The 18,056-nt window shown below is 38.6% G+C and carries 17 protein-coding genes and 1 pseudogene; 4 read left to right on the top strand and 14 right to left on the bottom strand.

The window, feature by feature from the left end; genetic code table 11:
- Window positions 1-30: 30 nt before the first annotated feature.
- From dbpA to M0M83_RS14760, 6 genes and pseudogenes are all read right to left on the bottom strand, one after another.
- Window positions 31-1,404, bottom strand: coding sequence for an ATP-dependent RNA helicase DbpA (gene dbpA, locus M0M83_RS14785; protein ID WP_248466825.1), 1,374 nt, complete (start codon window positions 1,402-1,404; stop codon window positions 31-33).
- 324 nt (window positions 1,405-1,728) lie between these two features.
- Window positions 1,729-2,346 (bottom strand): Tat proofreading chaperone DmsD, encoded by a 618-nt coding sequence (gene dmsD, locus M0M83_RS14780; RefSeq protein ID WP_248466824.1) that lies wholly within the window; start codon window positions 2,344-2,346, stop codon window positions 1,729-1,731.
- 121 nt (window positions 2,347-2,467) lie between these two features.
- Window positions 2,468-2,575, bottom strand: a pseudogene (locus M0M83_RS14775) (dimethylsulfoxide reductase); the annotation flags it as partial.
- A 456-nt stretch (window positions 2,576-3,031) separates the two neighbouring features.
- A complete protein-coding gene (locus M0M83_RS14770; protein WP_125891497.1) occupies window positions 3,032-3,781 on the bottom strand; it encodes an energy transducer TonB in 750 nt (249 codons plus the stop codon).
- Between the two features lie 285 nt (window positions 3,782-4,066).
- Window positions 4,067-4,537, bottom strand: a complete 471-nt coding sequence (locus M0M83_RS14765; protein ID WP_213914156.1) for a hypothetical protein — start codon at window positions 4,535-4,537, stop codon at window positions 4,067-4,069.
- 391 nt (window positions 4,538-4,928) lie between these two features.
- Window positions 4,929-5,399, bottom strand: coding sequence for a multidrug/biocide efflux PACE transporter (locus M0M83_RS14760; protein ID WP_213914157.1), 471 nt, complete (start codon window positions 5,397-5,399; stop codon window positions 4,929-4,931).
- A gap of 110 nt (window positions 5,400-5,509) precedes the next feature.
- Between M0M83_RS14760 and M0M83_RS14755 the strand changes: the two genes are divergently transcribed.
- Window positions 5,510-6,370, top strand: coding sequence for a LysR family transcriptional regulator (locus tag M0M83_RS14755; protein ID WP_248466822.1), 861 nt, complete (start codon window positions 5,510-5,512; stop codon window positions 6,368-6,370).
- Between the two features lie 179 nt (window positions 6,371-6,549).
- Complete coding sequence (locus M0M83_RS14750; RefSeq protein ID WP_004262272.1) at window positions 6,550-7,029, top strand: DUF4822 domain-containing protein; 480 nt, start codon at window positions 6,550-6,552, stop codon at window positions 7,027-7,029.
- 82 nt (window positions 7,030-7,111) lie between these two features.
- On the opposite strand, the gene yegD is transcribed toward M0M83_RS14750, so the two are convergent.
- On the bottom strand, window positions 7,112-8,464 hold the full coding sequence (yegD, locus tag M0M83_RS14745; RefSeq protein WP_248466820.1) for a molecular chaperone: 1,353 nt from the start codon (window positions 8,462-8,464) through the stop codon (window positions 7,112-7,114).
- A 217-nt stretch (window positions 8,465-8,681) separates the two neighbouring features.
- On the opposite strand from yegD, the gene M0M83_RS14740 reads away from it, so the two are divergent.
- Window positions 8,682-8,933: a GDCCVxC domain-containing (seleno)protein gene (locus M0M83_RS14740; protein ID WP_125891483.1), complete on the top strand. Its 252-nt coding sequence runs from the start codon at window positions 8,682-8,684 to the stop codon at window positions 8,931-8,933.
- A 460-nt stretch (window positions 8,934-9,393) separates the two neighbouring features.
- A protein-coding gene (locus tag M0M83_RS14735; protein ID WP_102140835.1) for an IS3 family transposase occupies window positions 9,394-10,547 on the top strand; the annotation gives its coding sequence in 2 pieces (ribosomal slippage) (window positions 9,394-9,640 and window positions 9,640-10,547; 1,155 coding nt in all).
- 10 nt (window positions 10,548-10,557) lie between these two features.
- Here M0M83_RS14735 and M0M83_RS21845 read toward each other — a convergent pair.
- The 7 genes from M0M83_RS21845 to nrfA form a co-directional block, all read right to left on the bottom strand.
- Window positions 10,558-10,752: a hypothetical protein gene (locus M0M83_RS21845; RefSeq protein ID WP_248466819.1), complete on the bottom strand. Its 195-nt coding sequence runs from the start codon at window positions 10,750-10,752 to the stop codon at window positions 10,558-10,560.
- Window positions 10,753-11,080: 328 nt separating this feature from the next.
- Window positions 11,081-12,127 carry a heme lyase NrfEFG subunit NrfF gene (gene nrfF, locus M0M83_RS14725; RefSeq protein ID WP_248466818.1) on the bottom strand — a complete coding sequence of 349 codons (1,047 nt, stop codon included), beginning with the start codon at window positions 12,125-12,127 and terminating at the stop codon, window positions 11,081-11,083.
- The gene (locus M0M83_RS14720) at window positions 12,120-13,994 is read right to left on the bottom strand and encodes a heme lyase CcmF/NrfE family subunit (RefSeq protein WP_248466817.1); all 1,875 of its coding nucleotides are present in this window, start codon (window positions 13,992-13,994) and stop codon (window positions 12,120-12,122) included. The genes nrfF and M0M83_RS14720 overlap by 8 nt, the downstream gene beginning before the upstream one ends.
- Before the next feature lie 24 nt (window positions 13,995-14,018).
- Window positions 14,019-14,975, bottom strand: a complete 957-nt coding sequence (gene nrfD / locus M0M83_RS14715) for a cytochrome c nitrite reductase subunit NrfD (protein WP_125891479.1) — start codon at window positions 14,973-14,975, stop codon at window positions 14,019-14,021.
- Complete coding sequence (gene nrfC / locus M0M83_RS14710) at window positions 14,972-15,643, bottom strand: cytochrome c nitrite reductase Fe-S protein (RefSeq protein ID WP_248466816.1); 672 nt, start codon at window positions 15,641-15,643, stop codon at window positions 14,972-14,974. Before nrfC ends, nrfD begins: the two co-directional genes overlap by 4 nt.
- Window positions 15,640-16,209 (bottom strand): cytochrome c nitrite reductase pentaheme subunit, encoded by a 570-nt coding sequence (gene nrfB / locus M0M83_RS14705; RefSeq protein ID WP_248466815.1) that lies wholly within the window; start codon window positions 16,207-16,209, stop codon window positions 15,640-15,642. The genes nrfC and nrfB overlap by 4 nt, the downstream gene beginning before the upstream one ends.
- A 47-nt stretch (window positions 16,210-16,256) precedes the next feature.
- Window positions 16,257-17,690 (bottom strand): ammonia-forming nitrite reductase cytochrome c552 subunit, encoded by a 1,434-nt coding sequence (nrfA, locus tag M0M83_RS14700; protein WP_125891476.1) that lies wholly within the window; start codon window positions 17,688-17,690, stop codon window positions 16,257-16,259.
- Window positions 17,691-18,056: the final 366 nt, after the last annotated feature.

Genomic DNA, 18,056 nt, shown 5'->3' with positions numbered 1-18,056 from the left:
AATACAGGAAGGAAACACAGGAAATACGGGTTATTTTAGCAGTCTTGCTTTCACTGACTTGCCTTTGATTTTACCTTGCTGTAAATGTTTCCACGCTTGTTGTGCTACTTCACGCTTAACCGCAACATAAGCATGGGTAGGGTGGATCACAATTTTACCAATATCCGCACCATCAAGGCCAACCTCTCCAGTGAGTGCACCTAAAATATCACCGGGGCGCATTTTTGCTTTTTTACCGCCATCAAGGCACAGTGTCATCATTGAGGCGTCTAATGGGGTAATGCGCAACCCTGTCGGTTCAGGCTGCCAATTGAGTTTCATGTTTAACATTTCTTCAAGGGCATTCGCGCGTTGAGCTTCTTCTGGCGCACATAAACTAATCGCTAAGCCACTTTCACCGGCTCGTGCAGTTCGGCCAATACGGTGAACATGAACTTCAGGATCCCATGACAATTCATAGTTAATCACCATTTCCAGGGCTTTAATATCCAACCCGCGAGAGGCGACATCTGTTGCTACTAATACGCGGCTACTCCCATTAGCGAAACGCACGAGAGTTTGGTCGCGGTCGCGTTGTTCTAAGTCGCCATGGAGTACTAAGACACTTTGCTTGCTGGCAGTTAGTGCGTCATAAACAGCTTGGCAATCCTTTTTTGTATTACAAAAAATCACACAAGAAGCGGGTTGCTCACGGCTTAAGAGTTTCTGCAATAGCTCAATTTTATCGTGGCGGGAGACTTCATAGAACTGCTGTTCAACCGCTGGAAGCTCATCAACACTATTAATTTCAATTGTTTGTGGTTCATGTTGGATTTGTTGGCTGATTCGTGCAATTTCATCTGGCCAAGTCGCGGAAAACAATAATGTTTGGCGATTAATTGGGGCGTAATCAATCACTGTTTCAATATCAGGCATAAAACCCATGTCTAACATTCTATCAGCTTCGTCTAAAACCAAAGTTTGTAAGGCATCAAGTTGTACGGTTTCACGATTTAGATGGTCAAGTAAGCGCCCCGGAGTGGCGACAATAATATGAGCGGCATGGGCAAGTGAATCGCGTTGCACACTAAATGGCACACCACCGCAAAGAGTTAAAATTTTAATGTTAGGGATAGCGCGGGCTAAACGGCGTAATTCATTGGCGACTTGTTCAGCGAGCTCGCGAGTTGGGCATAGAACGAGAGACTGAGTTTTAAATAATTTAGCATCAATATGTTGTAATAACCCAAGGCCAAAAGCGGCGGTTTTACCGCTGCCGGTTTTCGCTTGTGCGCGAACATCTTTTCCTGCAAGGATGATAGGAAGCGCAGCAGCTTGGATCGGCGTCATACTGAGGTAGCCTAACTCTTGCAAGTTAGTGAGTTGTTCTAGGGAAAGTACATTAAGGTCAGCAAATGAAGTCACAATAAAATCTCAAATTGAATAAAAGGCCTAATGGCGCTAATAATACTATTCCTACCTTACTCTGTCTGTTTTTAATTCAAGATTAACGTGAAACCCTATAATCATCGATATGGGTTAAATGTCTGAAATGAGAGGAGGAGAATAAATTTATCTTATATTTTGCTTTACCGCAGGTACCGTAATGAGGCGATTAGCCATGAGTTTTTACATCTGAGTGATACCTAGCATACACCTAAAAACACCCATAATATTTTAAGCCCTCTAAATAGTCAGATTGTTTAGAGGGCGTTTACTTCACAAAATACTTATTTGAGTAAGATAAAATTAAAGACAAATTTCTTTATTGACCGGATTTAATTGAACAGCTTGTTGGATATGTTTTAAAGTTTCAGTCGCGAGTAGCGCGCTGGCTACATAAAATGCATTCCCACTTTGCAATTGCATTTTTTCTAAATAGCGATATATCCAAGGTAAAAAATGTACTTCTAGAAATTCACGTAATAATTCTGGTTTATTTTCAATCACCCAAGCAGTGAGAAGAAATAATAGCCCTACATGATCTTCTGGTTCTTTTTGATTTAATTCAATATTAATTTGGTTATTACGAAGCCATGCTCTTAATTCAAGTGTCGAAATACCAAAAATAACATTTTCTTTATCAAGATAAACGGAACCCCAAGGTGGTGCAGGTAATGCATAAGGACCAATAAATAAGCGCTGGTAGGCCTCTTGTAATGTTTCTGTTTCAGAAAGACTATCTTGAAAGAGTTTATCAATAGATTGGCAATCATAATCCTGAGTAAATGGCCACTCAGCTAACCATTCGCTCGTTGTAAATAAATCAATTAACGTATTTACGCGTGCATCAGAAGGATCATAATAAAATAATGCTCCCAAAGTTTGCGCACAAAGCGAAAAATCTGCCAATAATTTTTGTTCCATATTTGTCCACTTGCTATGTTGATGATGATGCGTTGGTGTGATCGTAGCGAAACATGAGATCGTTGTCGATGATAAGAAGGTAATTGTCCCTCTTATCATCGCAAAAACAATGGATTAGTAATTAGCCAACAACAGCCATCCCAACAGTCATATGCAGCCCGTAGAATATGCCTCTACCAATCAATTCACCAAAAACTACCAATAATACGGCGACTAATAGCCCAATAATTGAAGGGTTCTTCATTTTAACATGCAGGTAAATCACTCTGACATATTTAGTTTTTTTGCGCCATATCAACGAAGTTATATTTGCAAAACTGGTAACTTTTTCATAATAAATAAATATTAATGATAATCGATATCACTCTAACATCATGAATAAAAAGATTTTTCCTGTTTTTTTATTAGAGGCTAAAAATTTGGAAATGTTAATATTGGGTTTAATATAGAAAATATTTCTCTTGGTAAGGAGTTTTCGGGAAATAGGGGAAATATCTTTGGCAGTATTGTCGAAAAATAATAATAAATTTCTCTCGGATCATTTATTATTCTAAAAAAATAATGAACTTCAATATTATTAAAAGAATTGAAAAGTAAATGTAGAATAATTATCTATAAGTTGGTCATCTAATATCCTATTAAGGTGTCACTTTTTAGTGAGAATAGTTTTTATTTTCAAAGGTGGTTAATTAAATTCAATATTGAGTGTTATCGATTGAGCAAAACCTGCTGGTGGTTTACCGACAGAACGACTTTTTTGTACCGCAAGTAAAGCAGCTTGGTCCAATAAATCACTTCCTGAACTACTTGCTAAGCGAATTAAGCTAATTTCTCCGGTTTGGCTTAGTTGGAATTGAATTGTTGCAATACCACGGTTTTTCATTTTTTTTGCGCGGCGAGGGTATTGTTTATTTCTCTCAACTTCTTGGCGTAGTTTTTCACGGTAAGCATTAATTAATTGGCTATTAGTATCACTGGTTGCATATTGGTTTTTAGGGCCTTTTATTCCTGCTGATTGAGACGAAACGAGGTCACCTGCTCTTTGTTGTTGTGCGATCGGCAAATCGTTTTTAACCTCTGAATCAGCTTGTTTATGCATGTTTTCAGTTCTTTTTTTTGTCAGTTCTCTAGGTTTTACAGGCTCTTTTGGAGTTTTGATTACCTTTTTTTGCTTTTTAGGGACAACAATAGCAGCGTGTTCCGCTATTGGGCTGGGATCTATTTTTATCTCAGGAAGGGGGTCTGTAGGTTGGGGGATCTCTTCAGGTTCTGCAACGTTGACAGCTTGAGTTAATGCGATCGAGATAATAGGCGCATCCTGTTGTGCCTGGTTTTTTAAGGACAATGACTGAGCCGTAACATAGGTTAAATACCCAATAACAAGAACATGTAATGTTATTGATAGAATAAAAGTCATTAATTTTCGACTCATCATAAAACCTCAATATTTTTTCTCATTGAACCTAAAGAGGGCAAACCATACAGGTATTAAGTAGTTATGTTCGAACTGTAACTTATAAGATAAAATAATGACTCGAATTATATGTTAATAATTATCAATTGCAAATGATAGTTATTATCAACTTTGATGGATGTATTTCATTACATATTAATGCTTTGATTTTTAAAAGAATATTATTCAAAATCAAAAGGCTTGGTGAGTAACCAAGCCTTAATGAGGCTAACTGTGTGATAAATCAGCGAAATGTCATTCTCTTTTTTACGACTTTGTCTGGCTCCTACTTAAGTGTTGTTGTACTGCGTATTTGATTGAGGCGGATTGGTTGTTTTCGGTAAAGCTCAAGGCGACAGCGGCTTTTTCATGGTCATCCATCGCTAAAAAGCTTTTGCTGATACCATTAATTTTATCTTTTGATAAATTACCCGCTTTTATATGTGAATTAATAGCTGCTTGATTCACTGCGGACATATTATTTTCATTGAAACTTAATGCAGTAACTGCTTTTTCATGCAAATTCATTTGTGCAAAAGATTTCGTCACACCTTGAATACCATTAGGCGATAAATTAGCTGCTTTTGCATGGTAAGCAATAGCCGCTTGGTTTGCATAAGCGGTATTATTTTCAATAAAATTGAGAGAAATAATGGCATTTTTATGGGCAGTTACGTCTGCTTGAGCACTTAGACTAAATACCAATAAAAATGCAGAGGAAATAAATAATTTGTTCATCGGAATACCTTTAAATAACATTTCCTATATTTGGGACAAAATAATGGATAACTTTATATAAAACAGTTCTCAAAAATGAAGGTAAAGCATTTTTAACGCCTATTTTTACACTCTATCTTAGGTATGTTATTGAATAGATAAACTTATCTAAGCTGTATTTTTATAAAGTTATCGTAGAAATAATCATAGCGATGCCGTAAATATAGGTGATCGTGTTCAATGATAAAATTGATATCTATGCAAATGATGAGTGCATAAAACGCATTCGTCATTTTGTATTCACAAAAGAAAAGAGAATTATTTTGGCGTTTTTATCGGTGTTTTGAAATATAAATAACGCCGTGTAAATAATAAGCTACACGGCGTTAGAATACTTAATTAATATTTTAAATTAAGAGCGTTTAACCACTGTTTCTGGTACGTGTATTGTGTTCTCTTTATTCGCAAACCAACGGTCACGTAACTTGTCATATCCGAGGTTAAATGCATAGGTATAAAATAAGAAAAAGGCAAAAAAACCGATTTCAAGTAAGAATGCATCTAAGAATGACATTTTGAGTAAAAACGCCAACATGGGTACACCCATGATAACAAAGCTTAATTCAAAGCCAACGGCATGAAAAATACGTACTTTGGCCGGGCGAGACCCTTTGGATAAAGGCCAATAACGGTCAAAGATCATGTTATAAACCACATTTAATAGCATTGCCAGTGTCGATAAGACAATCGCCACTGTTCCCATTTGGAAAATTGAGCGTCCTAAAAGCCACGCACTGACCGGTGCAGTTATTGCGATAGCAATGACTTCAAATGAAACTGCATGAAAAATTCGCTCAGTTAATGTTTTTGTATGCTTGCTCATAACTACCTCAAAGATATAGAAAATTATTTTTTTGGATAAAAATTGGGTGCAATTATTTGCTATTTTTTATATATATACAAAATGGCAGCCATCGAAAAAAGCGATACCTTATGAATTATTCTATAGAAACATTGCGTACCTTTGTGGAGGCAGCATCCTTAAAATCATTTTCTGCTGCAGCCCGTAAGTTGAATAAAAGTCAGTCAACCGTCAGTACGACGATCAGTGGTTTTGAAGATGATTTAGGGTTTGTACTGTTTGATAGGCAGGGGCGTGAATCAACATTAACTTTTGCGGGTAGAAAAGTCTTAAGTTTAGTTGAGGATATTTTATCGGCAGACGAGCGTCTTCAAGCGCTTAGAGTTGAATTACTACCGGATATTGAACCTAGATTAAGTTGTGCTTTTTCAGATATTTATCAGCCTCCGCATGCTGAGCATATTTTAACGACATTAGATAGGCAATTTCCACATCTTGAATTCGAATTTTTAATCGCAGAAAATAATACCGTTATCGAAATGATCCAAAACCAGCAAGCTCACGTTGGTATGATGGAATCCCGAACAGAATATCCTGCCGATATTTCTTTTTCTCGTTTACCTATTCAAGGTGAATTAGGTTTATATGTATTAAATAGCCATCCATTAGCTAACGAAAGAAAAGTTGACTATCAACATTTAACAACAACTCGTCAACTGCAGCTAAGCAGTAGTAGCCAAATTATTATTAATAGTGAAAAAAACTGGTATGCACCTAATTATTTATTATTATTAGAAATGGCAGAACAAGGTGCCGGTTGGGCTATATTACCAACATGGTTAGTTAAGCAATTTGGCCATAATCGTTTGGTGAGCATTAATTATGATTTATGGCCACGTAAAATCGATGTGGATTTAGTTTGGTCTAAGAATAATCCACCGGGAAAAGCGGGGTATTGGTTGATTAATAAATTGCTTAATAGCCAAGATTAAGATTATTAATACTAAAATAGGTGAGTTTTCAGTATATTTTATAGTGTAAAATAATCTATGCTAAATGTAATAAGATGTTATCTTGTAAATAAACGTAATATAATTTTAAAAATTGGTTTTATATCGCTAATCTAAACTTAATCAGACTGTTGTTTGAGTTAATTTATTAGAGGATAAAAATGAAAAAATTATTAGTACCTACACTCTTTGCTGTTGTATCTACTATGTCATTTGCTGTTCAGGCAGCGACAACACCGGCAGCAAGCCAATCGCAAAACGCGGAACATAAATTAAATGCTTACGAAGAAATTATGGTAGGCAAAGTTTGGACAACAACAGAAGCTTTAGATCAAGATAAAAAAGAAGTTAATGCGGATGATAAACAAGTCGCTAACTTTTTTGGTTTAGCTGAGTATTATCCAGACGGTACATTTAATATGACCACGTTTGATGGAAAACCTAAAATGAAAGGTGACTGGTCATTTGATGAAAATGGCAAAACTCGCTCATTAACAGCGAAAGATGACGAGGGTAAAGTTTTATTTACTCGTGTTGTCGAAAATGTCACGGTAACTCCTGAAGAATATACGTACCGTATTTATCCAGAGCAAGATAATAAAGATAAGTACTTTGATATTGTTCATAAAGTTAAAAAATAATAATTTATACTAATGGCGCAGTCTAAATATGGGCTTATTTGTTGAGTCATTTATTCTGCGCTATTAGTTAGTCTTTGTTCGTTTATTTAAAACAGGTTTCAGCCCTGCGTGTTAATCCTGCGGTAACGGAACCAAAATCGTCCCCACGCACTATCGGAATATTAGGTAACTCTTGGCTAATTGCTTGGTGTAATATTGGGGAACGAGCACTCCCGCCTGTAACGTAAATGGCATCCGGCTTGACTCCTCCTTGCTTGACCGCTTCTTTAACTAACTCAATCATTTTACTTTTGGGTGATTCAATTGATTCCACCATGTGTTCATGTGGAATATCCACTTCTAGTTTTTCAGAAATTAAATTAATTTGAGCTAAATAACTTGGGGTATCTGACAAAGCAATTTTAGCTTCTTCAGCTTTACGCACTAAGCTATAACCTAGTGTTTCATTATATACCTCTAACAATCGAGATATTTTCTTAGGCTCTTTAGCATCTTGTTTTAAGCGTGTTAACGCAGTTAGATTTTGTCGTGAGTAAAATTCTTTTTGTGCTTCAACATTATTGATGGCAATAGGGTTCCAAAATTGTAGAAATGGCATTTTAGTACCAGATAAAGATTGGCTCTCCATCCCAAAAAGTGGCATCAATTGTTTCAGTGCAAGATAAATATCAAGGTCGTTTCCTCCCACTCGTTGTCCACTGTGAGCAAGTAAGGATTGCGTTCTGTCCTGTGCATTTTGGTAGGTTGGCCCCATTTGGATTAATGAGCAATCTGTTGTTCCGCCACCAATATCAACGACTAGGATAATCTGGTCTTTATTCAATGTTGATTCATATTCAAGCCCGGCAGCAACAGGTTCGAATTGAAAAGCAATATGGTTAAACCCTGCACGCTTTGCAGCACGATAGAGTATTGATTCAGCTTGTTGGTTAGAGAGTTCTCCCCCGCGACCATGAAAGTTAATAGGTCGGCCAATGACAGTATCATCAATAATCTGTTGTAATTTTTGTTCTGCAGTGTCCTTTATATTTTTCATCATGGCACAGACAAGATCTTCAAAAAAACTAATTTGGGTATCATGCAAGCCAGACGCCCCCAAAAATGATTTTGGAGATTTTACATAATAAACATCTCTAGGATCGCTTAAATATAAATCTAAAGCGGCTTGCCCAAAGACAATGTCTTCACGCATTAAATCGACCCCTTCATCACGGTTAAACGCGATAGATCTTTTTAAAATTTGCTGCCCGATTTCATTCGAAGGAGATATTTTACAATGGCGAAATAAATGCTCAGAGACTGATTCTCTTGTAGGCGCGCATAAGGTTGATGGGATATAAACGCTATCGCCTTCTAATGGTAATAGTGTGGGAACCCCGTTTTTCATGACCGCGACAGCACAGTTAGACGTGCCGTAATCAAAACCAATAAACATTTCGCCTCCAAGAATAACGATTTTGAAAAAAGGCTGAGACTTTATATCAAGCAACAATGAATTACTATTAAAAGATGGTTGATGTACGGTAAGGGCCGACAGGAAAACAGTATGAATTAGCCCTTAATAGGGTATAAACGCAAAGAAATCGCGATGAATTTAGTGTTCAATAGAGGCTACTTTAGCTATCTGTGTGATAAAAATTATGGGAAAGTCGATGAGTAAACTTCATATAGAACTGCAATCAGAACTAATATGTCCAGAATGCCATTTTAAGCAAGTCGAAGAAATGCCGACAGATGCTTGCCAATGGTTTTATGAATGTAAACACTGTGGAGCATTATTAAAACCATTAAAGGGGGATTGCTGTGTTTTTTGTTCATATGGTTCAGTGAAATGTCCTCCAATACAAGAAGCAATGTTAACTGGAGGACAGGAATGCTGTTGTTCTTCAAAAGATATTTGTTAATTTATCTTAACGTATACAGGAGTGTAAGATAATCTGTAAATAACAATATGGTGAATATCGTTTATGGTTACCTATATACTGGGTATAAATAATTACTTAATTAAAAAGATTCTTAATATATTAATGAATTATTAAAGTTGATTCTCGGAAATATCTTATTTAAACAATTGGGTTTTCTATCTTTTTAATTATTACAATACTTATTCCAAATAACATTAAAGTCATTATCAGGAAACTCTTTATCATCTCTATCTATTAATGGGATAGAAACAACATTGCGCCCATCATTATGAAGATAGGTTTTGACTACAAAGCGTTTAAATGAATAGGAGTTTTGGCTAGTAAAAATAAGTACCTCACCACAGACATAGCCTAGCATGCCATGATCTAAGGTTGATCTGATTTAATGGCACCGCACACTTTTGTGAAGGATAATTAGTCCAACAACAAAGGTGTGAAAATGACCCAACGAAGAAAACCTAGAAAATATACTGATGAGTTCAGAGAAGAAGCTGTAAAGCTAGTCACTGAACAAGGTTACAGTGTTACTGAAGCAGCCAAATCATTAGGCATAACAACTAAGCTGCTTTACAACTGGAAAGACAAACTAGCCAAGCAAACTTCAGGCGAAGCATTAAGCAAAGATGAGAGAGCTGAACTGGTTAAGCTCAGAAAAGAGAATAAACGCTTACAGATGGAGCGTGAGATCTTAAAAAAGGCGAGTGCCTTCTTTGCGAAAGAAATGAAATAAAGTTCGAATATATTAAAGAGCAGCAATGGCGCTTTCCAATTAGCGTTTTGTGCGAGGTTCTAGAAGTGAGTCGGTCAGCCTATTACGCATGGCTGAGGCGACCAGCCAAGATTATTAGTGTTGAAGAGTTAATGCTTTATCGTCGCATGAAGAGGTTATTTGATGATAGCCGCAGTAGTGCTGGTGCCAGAACCTTAATGAAGTTGCTACGCAAAGAAGGCTTTAAAATTGGTATTTGTCGGGTTAAGAGCTTGATGAAAAAGCTCGGTTTAGTCGTTAAACAGCGAGTGGCTTATAAAGTGACGACTATGCGCAAACATAGCCATGCGGTTGCTGATAACTTATTGAAGCGCCAATTCAATCCAGCCAGAGCAAATCAGGCGTGGGCGGGTGATATCACCTATCTAAGAACGCATCAAGGCTGGATGTACCTAGCTGTTGTGATGGATTTGCATTCTCGCCGTATTATTGGCTGGGCGTTGAGTAAACGCATGACGGTTGATTTAACCATGAGAGCGATGCAAATGGCTATCAACCTGCGTCAACCCAAAGCAGGCTTGATCTTCCATAGCGACAGAGGCTCACAATACACCAGTAAGCGTTTTCAATCATTGCTATGGAGCAATCGAATTACGCCATCAATGAGTGGTTGTGGAGCATGTTTAGATAATGCTGTGGTTGAAAGGTTTTTCGGCAGCTTGAAAAATGAATGGCTATTAAATGTTTACCATTTAACCAGAGAAAGCATGAAAACTGATGTAGAGAAATACATCAAATACTACAACTCAGTTCGGCTTCATACTTCATTAAATGATATGTCGCCAATTGAGTTTGAAAGTGTAAGGAAAAAGTGTGCGGCCTAGCTTGACCAGATCAGGTTTCTCTTATCTCATGATATTTAACGTTTTTATATTCAGCTGTTTTGGGGTATGCTAAAAAATCCTCAACCGCTTTTTGAGATTTTTCTACGATATCTAAATCAGGTGTGTAGTTACTAACAACGCCTCCTATAAAGGAAGCGCCCGCAATTAATCCGACGACTAAAAATGAAAATATTTTATTTTTCATAGTATTTATTTCTTATGTTATTATTTTTGATGCTCCCAAAGAATGCCAAAATATAAAAAGGAAATGAAATTATTCCCACTTAAGCTAAATCTAATTGCTAGTTTCACTTAAGGAAATATACTTGGATTACAGTTGGAATAATGAGTTGGTGCCAATCTAACATAAGATTATTTGAAGTAATATAGAAGGGAAACAATGGTAATCAATAAGAAACGAAAAATTACACATTTAAATAAATAGACATTTTATAAAGGGATATTTTATTACTATTGTGATAATTTAATATGTATTAATTCCCAAGGTGACAAATTTAGTAAGAAAAATAAGATTAATCTTTTTTATTCTTCATTATTTTTGCCATATGAATAGCTTCAATGAGCTGAGAGCGATTAATACGGGAGCTATTACTATCTAATAATTTTTGCCAAATATCAATTGATTGCTCATAATTTGCATTCATAAAAGCATCTGAAGCGATTAACATCAGTGCAGTAACCTCTTGATTATCAAGCTCTAATGCTTTATTGATTACCGCTCTAACATCTCCTGTTAGGTGTTGGCCTGCTTGATAATATAGTACGGTGGCAACAGCGGAATATATTTGAGCATTTTCCCCACCATATTCTAGCGCTCTTTGATAAGCAATCAGTGCATTATCATAACTATTTTGATAGAGATAATATTCACCCAGTGTCGCCCAAAGCTCACTGTTTTTAGGTGATTGGCGAATATCATTTTGCAAACGTAATAAATCATTTTGTTCTTGTTGTAATGGTGTGAATGATAGTAAGGGATCGGAAATGCGTTGGTATTCCTGATAGGCTAATTCAAATCGAGGTGAGAAAAAGTAACCAATAACGACCGACACAATGAATATGGCAAGTACTTTATTAACATGCGGTAGTCTGGCTGTTGATGATGTTGTATCTGAGGATAATAATTGTTCGGATATTTGTTGGTGATTAACCGTGCTCTTTATGATCTGCTGTTTATGTGACCGACTGAATTTAAACGTTACATAAAAAATGCCAATTAGAGCAATTCCAGGTAAAAGCCAAAGCAGGGCAGTTCCAATCGTCAACGGTGGATTATAGAGCACAAAATCACCATATCGCTCGGTCATATAGTGCATGATTTGCGCTTTATCTTTACCCTCAGCGACCATTTTGAAGACTTGATGACGCATACTAACCGCTGTCGGGGCATTAGATTCAAGTAAGTTTTGGTTTTGGCACTGCGGGCAACGCAATTGTGAGGCAATCTGCAAAGAATACTCTTGCTCTTCAATGGAATTAAATTGCCACACGTCAACAATTTGAGCGTTGGATATAAAAGAGTAAAATAAGAAAAAAAGTGCGAATAGAGTTCTAAGCATTTTTTATCCTCACTTTTATCCAGCTTACTAATAGGCCAAAACACATCACAAACGCACCGCCCCAAATCCATTGAATGCCATCTTGGACGTAAAAGCGTATTGCATAGCTATTGGTTCCTGTTTTCTCACCTAATACTGCATACCAGTTACGTAGCCATCCCCAATATATACCAGGTTCAATCATTAATTGCTGCCGAGCAGTATAAAACCGGCGTTCAGTGATTAATGAGTGTAACGGTTGATTCACTTTGCTAATTTGTATGATGGCTTTTTCGGTTGTGTAGTTAGATTTAGCATCAAGCTGCAACTCGTTGAATTGGAATTGATAACCTGCGAGTGAAATAGATTGCCCAATAGAAAGATTAACACTGGTTTCGTGGTGGCTACCCACTGACAAGGCAATACCAGCTGAAAAAATCACAACCCCTGTATGAGCAATAAGGGATGGGAATTGTTGTCGAATAGCATGTATAGGACGTAGCCAAAAGATAAGTAAAATTGCAAATAAAAAGCCGCAAGAAAGAGCGATAATAAGCCCTTCAGACCAAAGGAAGAAGATTAATAACATACTGGTAAGTATGATTAAAAGAATACGCCACCGGGGTTTAATGCGGGTTTTGTTCAGTGGGTAAATGGCACTGACAGCCATGATAATGAGCATCAAAATACCAAATGGTAATAATGTTTGATTAAAATAAGGTGCCCCAACCGATATTTTTCCCCAACCAAATAATGTGTAAATCATCGGGTAAAGTGTGCCCGTCAGAACAATAAATAATACAGTTGAAAATAGGATTAATGTGAGTAATAAGTAAAGCTGACGGCGATTAATATTGGTTGGTGAATCATCAATGTTTTTAGCTTTCCAGCCATATAGACATAAAGCACCGAAACTTAGAAAACTGAATAGTAAAAAGAGGGGCACAGCCCTAACGTTATCCAAAGCAAACGCATGGACAGACATTAAAATACCTGAACGGACAATCAGCGTGCCCAATAGTGATAGAATAAACGTGAGGATCGCCAGTAATATTGACCAATGGCGATAATGACCTGTTTTATATGTAACGCTGAGGCTGTGGAGTAACGCGGTTGCACTTAACCATGGTAGTAGCGACGCGTTTTCAACGGGGTCCCAAAACCACCATCCTCCCCAACCAAGTTCGCTGTATGCCCACCATGACCCTAAAGTGATACCCAAAGTGAGTATACACCAACTCGGAACGACAAAGCGCCAACAGAGCCTTGCAATAGTGTGATTAAATTGCCCATAGAGAGTGGATGCAAGCGCTAAAGCAGTGACGACCATTAACCCGCTATAGCCTAAATAAAGTAACGGAGGGTGTAATATTAACCCCCAATGTTGCAGCATGGGGTTGAGATCTCGCCCTTCAATAGCGGGTGGGAAAATGCGTAAAAAAGGGTCGGAATAAAAGACGATAAACAGTAATAATGCTGCAATAATAATAGCAAGTAGGGTTAATGTGAGAGGAAATACCGGGTGAGTTTGCTTGCGATAACACCATGCAAACAGACAATTCCAAGCTGAGATAAACAGCAACCAAAGAAATATTGACCCTTCATGGCCTCCCCATACTGCCGCGATTTTAATATACAGTGGCGATAATCTGTGACTATGCTGCGCCACATACACGACAGAAAAGTCACTTTGAATAAAACTGAGGGTTAAACAGAAATAGGCAATGAGTAAGAAAAGAAATTGCAAGTAGGTCCAAAGGGCATTCCGAGGCATTTGCCTCGGAATATGGCGTAAAAAACCAATAACTCCGAATGATACTTGAAAACAGGCGATACACAGTGCCAATGTAAGACAGAGAAAGCCAATTTCTGGGAGTATTAGTTCCAATTATTACCCTTATTATTGAGTGAGTTATGCAACGGTCAATTGCCCTGCGTATAACACAAAGAAGCGTAAGCAGAAGACACCCAGTAAGCTTGCACCACTGATAATCAATACTCTTACCGCACCTTGTCCTTTATCCATCCATTTTTTGAATAAAAGAGGAATAATAAAACCAAACCCAACAACGCCAATCCAAAACCACCATGTCCAGAAACCACCACCTAATGCGGCAATTAATGATCGAATTTTTCCATCGTCTCCTAATGCTAGCCCGACAAAAAAAGCGGCTAATAGGAATATCTCCAACCAAATTACAAAGCCTTCGATACGATGTAAAAATGCGGTTTCAGTATTATGGATATTTTTACGATAGCGCAATGCGATTGCCATTAACGATACCGCGATACCTGAAGATATACCTGAAAATAGGAATAAAGCCGGTAATAATGGGTTGTTTAAGAATGGATAAGACTTTAATGCTGAAAGTAAAAAGCCGGTATAGGCCCCAAGCAAAACCGCCAATACGAGCATTGCAATATCGAGAAAGCGCACTGCACGGTTTAGCAGGTTTAATACTCTAGGAATAATTGTCAATTTTGGTAGCCATTTTTGCTGTAAACCAATGAGCTCTTTTTCATAGATTTTAGCCAGCCAAACAACAAGTACTGCCATATACACTTGGAATAACATTACCCCCATCGACATCACTGAAGTTGGGCTGTAATGAAACATTAATTTCCAGAACGTCCATGGACGCGTCAAATGAAGAATTAAGATCAATAACCCAAAGATGATCGTGGTCGGCGCCAAAATCAGTGTTGTGCGCATGAGCGTGCTATCACTGCCAGCCGCAGTGGGATAATACTGACGCATAAGCACCGCAAGCACTACAAGCCCCGCCGAAATGCCAATTAAGAATAAGTAAACTGCAATGGGCCAGTCCCACACTAAGGATTCAAAATGGAAAGCAGAAGCTATTGTCATTGGCTAACCTCCCCATATTTGAACGGAACCCGATACATTTTGGGGTGAGTACCGAGTGCAATTTTGAATCGATAAGTCGGTTTTTCTTTTAGCATCAACGAAATATCGCTCTTAGGATCATCTAAATTACCAAAGGTTAATGCTTTGGTCGGGCAAGATTCGACGCAAGCCGGCTGTTTGCCCTGTTTTAGATTCGTTTTACGGCAGAAATCGCATTTATCCGCGGTTTTATTGATGGGGTGAATAAACCTGACGCGATAAGGGCAGGCTGCAATACAATATTGGCAGCCGACACATAAGTCAGGATTTACATCAACAATCCCTGTCGTTTTATCGATAAAAGAGGCGCCAGTAGGGCAAACATCAACGCAAGGGGCGCTTTCACAATGTTGACAGGAGTGGCGAAAAAAACGGTATTTAACATCAGGAAACTGGCCAATAGGCTCACTACGGATGATGGTTAGCCGCGAAACACCTTCCGGCACTTGGTTAACCTCTCGGCATGCATCCATACACGCCGTACAGCCGATGCACAGATTTTCATCGTGCACCATGCCGTAGCGAACGCCATCTATTTTCATGGTATTAGCTAGCGCATGGCTAGCTATTCCTCCTACCGCCGCCAGTGCTCCTGAGTAGATAATGAATTGACGACGAGAACAACTCATGGCTGCTCCTTACGCAATTTCACCGCTGCTGGGTTGAAATCAGGGTTATTGCGTTGATCTGAGTGACAATCGACGCAGATTTTTACTTTGCCCTTATCAGTCAGTACCTTCATGGTATCTTGTTTCGGATGAAGGTCATGACAACTTGCGCAGGCTACTTTGGTGACGTGGACATCATGAGGCCAGAACGCTTTTTGCAGTTGTTCCGGCAAGTGGCATGATAGACAGACACTGTTTTGTTGCTCGACGGTATACATTGGGTTGTTAAAGCGCATAACATCTTTGACGCTTTCACGGTGATCTGGCCCTGGGTTACCGTGGCAATTGGTACAAGTCACAGGTAAATTATTGTTAGGGTTAACCACTTCTGAGTGGGTACCATGCATGCCTTCTTTGTCGGGTTTATGACAGTCTAAGCAGGCTTTGTCTGCACTGCGTTGCTGTGTAACAACCCAACGGCCTTCTGCATTTTCTTGGGCCATTTGTGGGGTTGCGGATGCGGCTGTTGCCCATAATAAGCCTGTTGCCAGCACCCCAGCAGTTAATAACGAACGTAGTACGCTCATATTCACTCCATTGGTTATATTGCCCCATCATTTGGGGCAAATCATGGTTATTTGGCTAATAGGTCATTTTTACGAGCTTGGTCATCCCACTGCGGAACCACAGTTTTTAAGAACTCTTGTTTCTCCGCATTGATTTTTTGCATATCTAAACCGATAGCTTGTTGTGCTTTTTCCTTGGTTGAAATATCTGGAATGGCAATTTCATGGGTGATGCCTTTTGAACCTAATAGACGAGCGAGTTTGGTTCGTGCATCTGCGGCTTTATCCATCGAACCACCTAACATGCGCAAGCCTTCATCTGGTGCATGCATATGAATACCGTGGGAAGCGATAGCTAAATCCCAGCGCCATTGGGCATGACGAATATCCGTTAAGATTGGTTTCATTTCATCTTCTGTTGCGCCTGCATCCCATGCGGCTTTCGCTTCAAAGTGAGCACGAACTAATTGGTCTTCCGCTTTGATTTTCATCTCTTGAATAGCGACTTTACGTTCAGCAACAACATCTTGCAGCTGTTGTTTGCTTTGGGTATGGCAAGTGCTACAAGTTTGTTCGAAATTGTCGAATGGGTTACCAATTTTATGGCTGGTATACAGTTCGCCTTTTTCGTTTTGCAGTTTCGGCATATGGCAATCAATACAGGTCACATTATTTTTGCCATGAATACCTGCGCTCCAAGTCTCATATTCAGGGTGTTGGGCTTTCAGCATCGGGGCTTTCGACAATGAGTTGGTCCAGTCAGAGAAACCTATATTGTCGTAGTAAACTTCCATCTCTTCGACTTTGGTACCGTTATCCCATGGAAATTTCACAGACTTTTTATCGCCAGAGAAATAATATTCCACGTGGCATTGGCCACATACCATGGACTGTTGGTCGAATCGGCTGGCTTTATCAAACGGTTTGCCAATCGTTTCCATTGCACGCTCTGCATAAGGGCGAGAGAGCGTTAGCTCTGGTTTGCCTTTTGCAAAATCTGCAGAATCTGTTTTATGGCAATCCGCGCAGCCTAAAACATTAACCACTTCAGGGCCACCTTTTGCCCATTTACCTTCGAAATAGCCGTCTTCGCCATGTTCTTGGATTAGCCTAGCCACATCGGGACTTTTACAGCTCCAACATGCCATCGGGAGTGGGCCATCTTGAGCATCTTTAGGCGCTCCAGTTCGTAAGGTTTCACGGACGTCGATAATGGCATAAGCGTGGCCACGTGGTTTGTTGTAGTCGCGTGAGAACGGGTATCCAGCCCACAGCACGACTAAGCGAGGGTCTTCCGCTAAGGCATCTTCGCGGTTTGACTGCTCAGATGTCGCTCTCCAAGAGTGGTATTGATCAGGGTGAGCAGCTTCGAAAGTTTCATTTCGAGCGTTAATAGTGGATGTACTATCTTTGGTAGGAGTTTGGGCATGAACAGAGGTAAAGAGAAATATTCCTGCAACCAGACTCAATAAGCATAGTGCATTATTTCTTAAGTTTGCCATAAAAAGGGCCTCGAGTAATTTTAGCCAGTCATCCCTTCATTTTTCGAGTTATTGTTATATTGTGACCTGTGACTCGAACTATTTTGGGTATCTTTTTGTTATTTAGGTTTGATAGTAAGCGCACAGATACTATCAAGACATTGCCAATTTATATGTGTAACAAAAAACCACACTAAAAATATTGTTTTTGATCAAGAGTTAATTTGGAATAAGGAAATAGAATGTGATGAAATAATAAAAAATGGGTATTATCGCAAATTGATATGGTTGTTTTTTAATAGTTTCAAACTGTTAATTTTAATAACTAATTGGCTATATTCTCCTTTCTTGTTATTTATTCTCGGTTTTTTATTTAATTGATTTATA

Origin of the sequence: Providencia rettgeri, assembly GCF_023205015.1 — a bacterium.
Lineage (GTDB): Bacteria > Pseudomonadota > Gammaproteobacteria > Enterobacterales > Enterobacteriaceae > Providencia > Providencia rettgeri_E.
The sequence above is the reverse complement of the archived record's forward strand: the minus strand, read 5'-3'. Positions and strand labels throughout refer to the sequence as shown.

Coding starts and splice junctions, on each gene's coding strand:
- dmsD (WP_248466824.1), bottom strand. CDS start 2,346: ATGGAACAAAAATTATTGGCAGATTTTTCGCTTTGTGCGCAAACTTTG.
- M0M83_RS14770 (WP_125891497.1), bottom strand. CDS start 3,781: ATGATGAGTCGAAAATTAATGACTTTTATTCTATCAATAACATTACAT.
- M0M83_RS14765 (WP_213914156.1), bottom strand. CDS start 4,537: ATGAACAAATTATTTATTTCCTCTGCATTTTTATTGGTATTTAGTCTA.
- M0M83_RS14760 (WP_213914157.1), bottom strand. CDS start 5,399: ATGAGCAAGCATACAAAAACATTAACTGAGCGAATTTTTCATGCAGTT.
- M0M83_RS14755 (WP_248466822.1), top strand. CDS start 5,510: ATGAATTATTCTATAGAAACATTGCGTACCTTTGTGGAGGCAGCATCC.
- M0M83_RS14750 (WP_004262272.1), top strand. CDS start 6,550: ATGAAAAAATTATTAGTACCTACACTCTTTGCTGTTGTATCTACTATG.
- yegD (WP_248466820.1), bottom strand. CDS start 8,464: ATGTTTATTGGTTTTGATTACGGCACGTCTAACTGTGCTGTCGCGGTC.
- M0M83_RS14740 (WP_125891483.1), top strand. CDS start 8,682: ATGAGTAAACTTCATATAGAACTGCAATCAGAACTAATATGTCCAGAA.
- M0M83_RS21845 (WP_248466819.1), bottom strand. CDS start 10,752: ATGAAAAATAAAATATTTTCATTTTTAGTCGTCGGATTAATTGCGGGC.
- nrfF (WP_248466818.1), bottom strand. CDS start 12,127: ATGCTTAGAACTCTATTCGCACTTTTTTTCTTATTTTACTCTTTTATA.
- nrfD (WP_125891479.1), bottom strand. CDS start 14,975: ATGACAATAGCTTCTGCTTTCCATTTTGAATCCTTAGTGTGGGACTGG.
- nrfC (WP_248466816.1), bottom strand. CDS start 15,643: ATGAGTTGTTCTCGTCGTCAATTCATTATCTACTCAGGAGCACTGGCG.
- nrfB (WP_248466815.1), bottom strand. CDS start 16,209: ATGAGCGTACTACGTTCGTTATTAACTGCTGGGGTGCTGGCAACAGGC.
- nrfA (WP_125891476.1), bottom strand. CDS start 17,690: ATGGCAAACTTAAGAAATAATGCACTATGCTTATTGAGTCTGGTTGCA.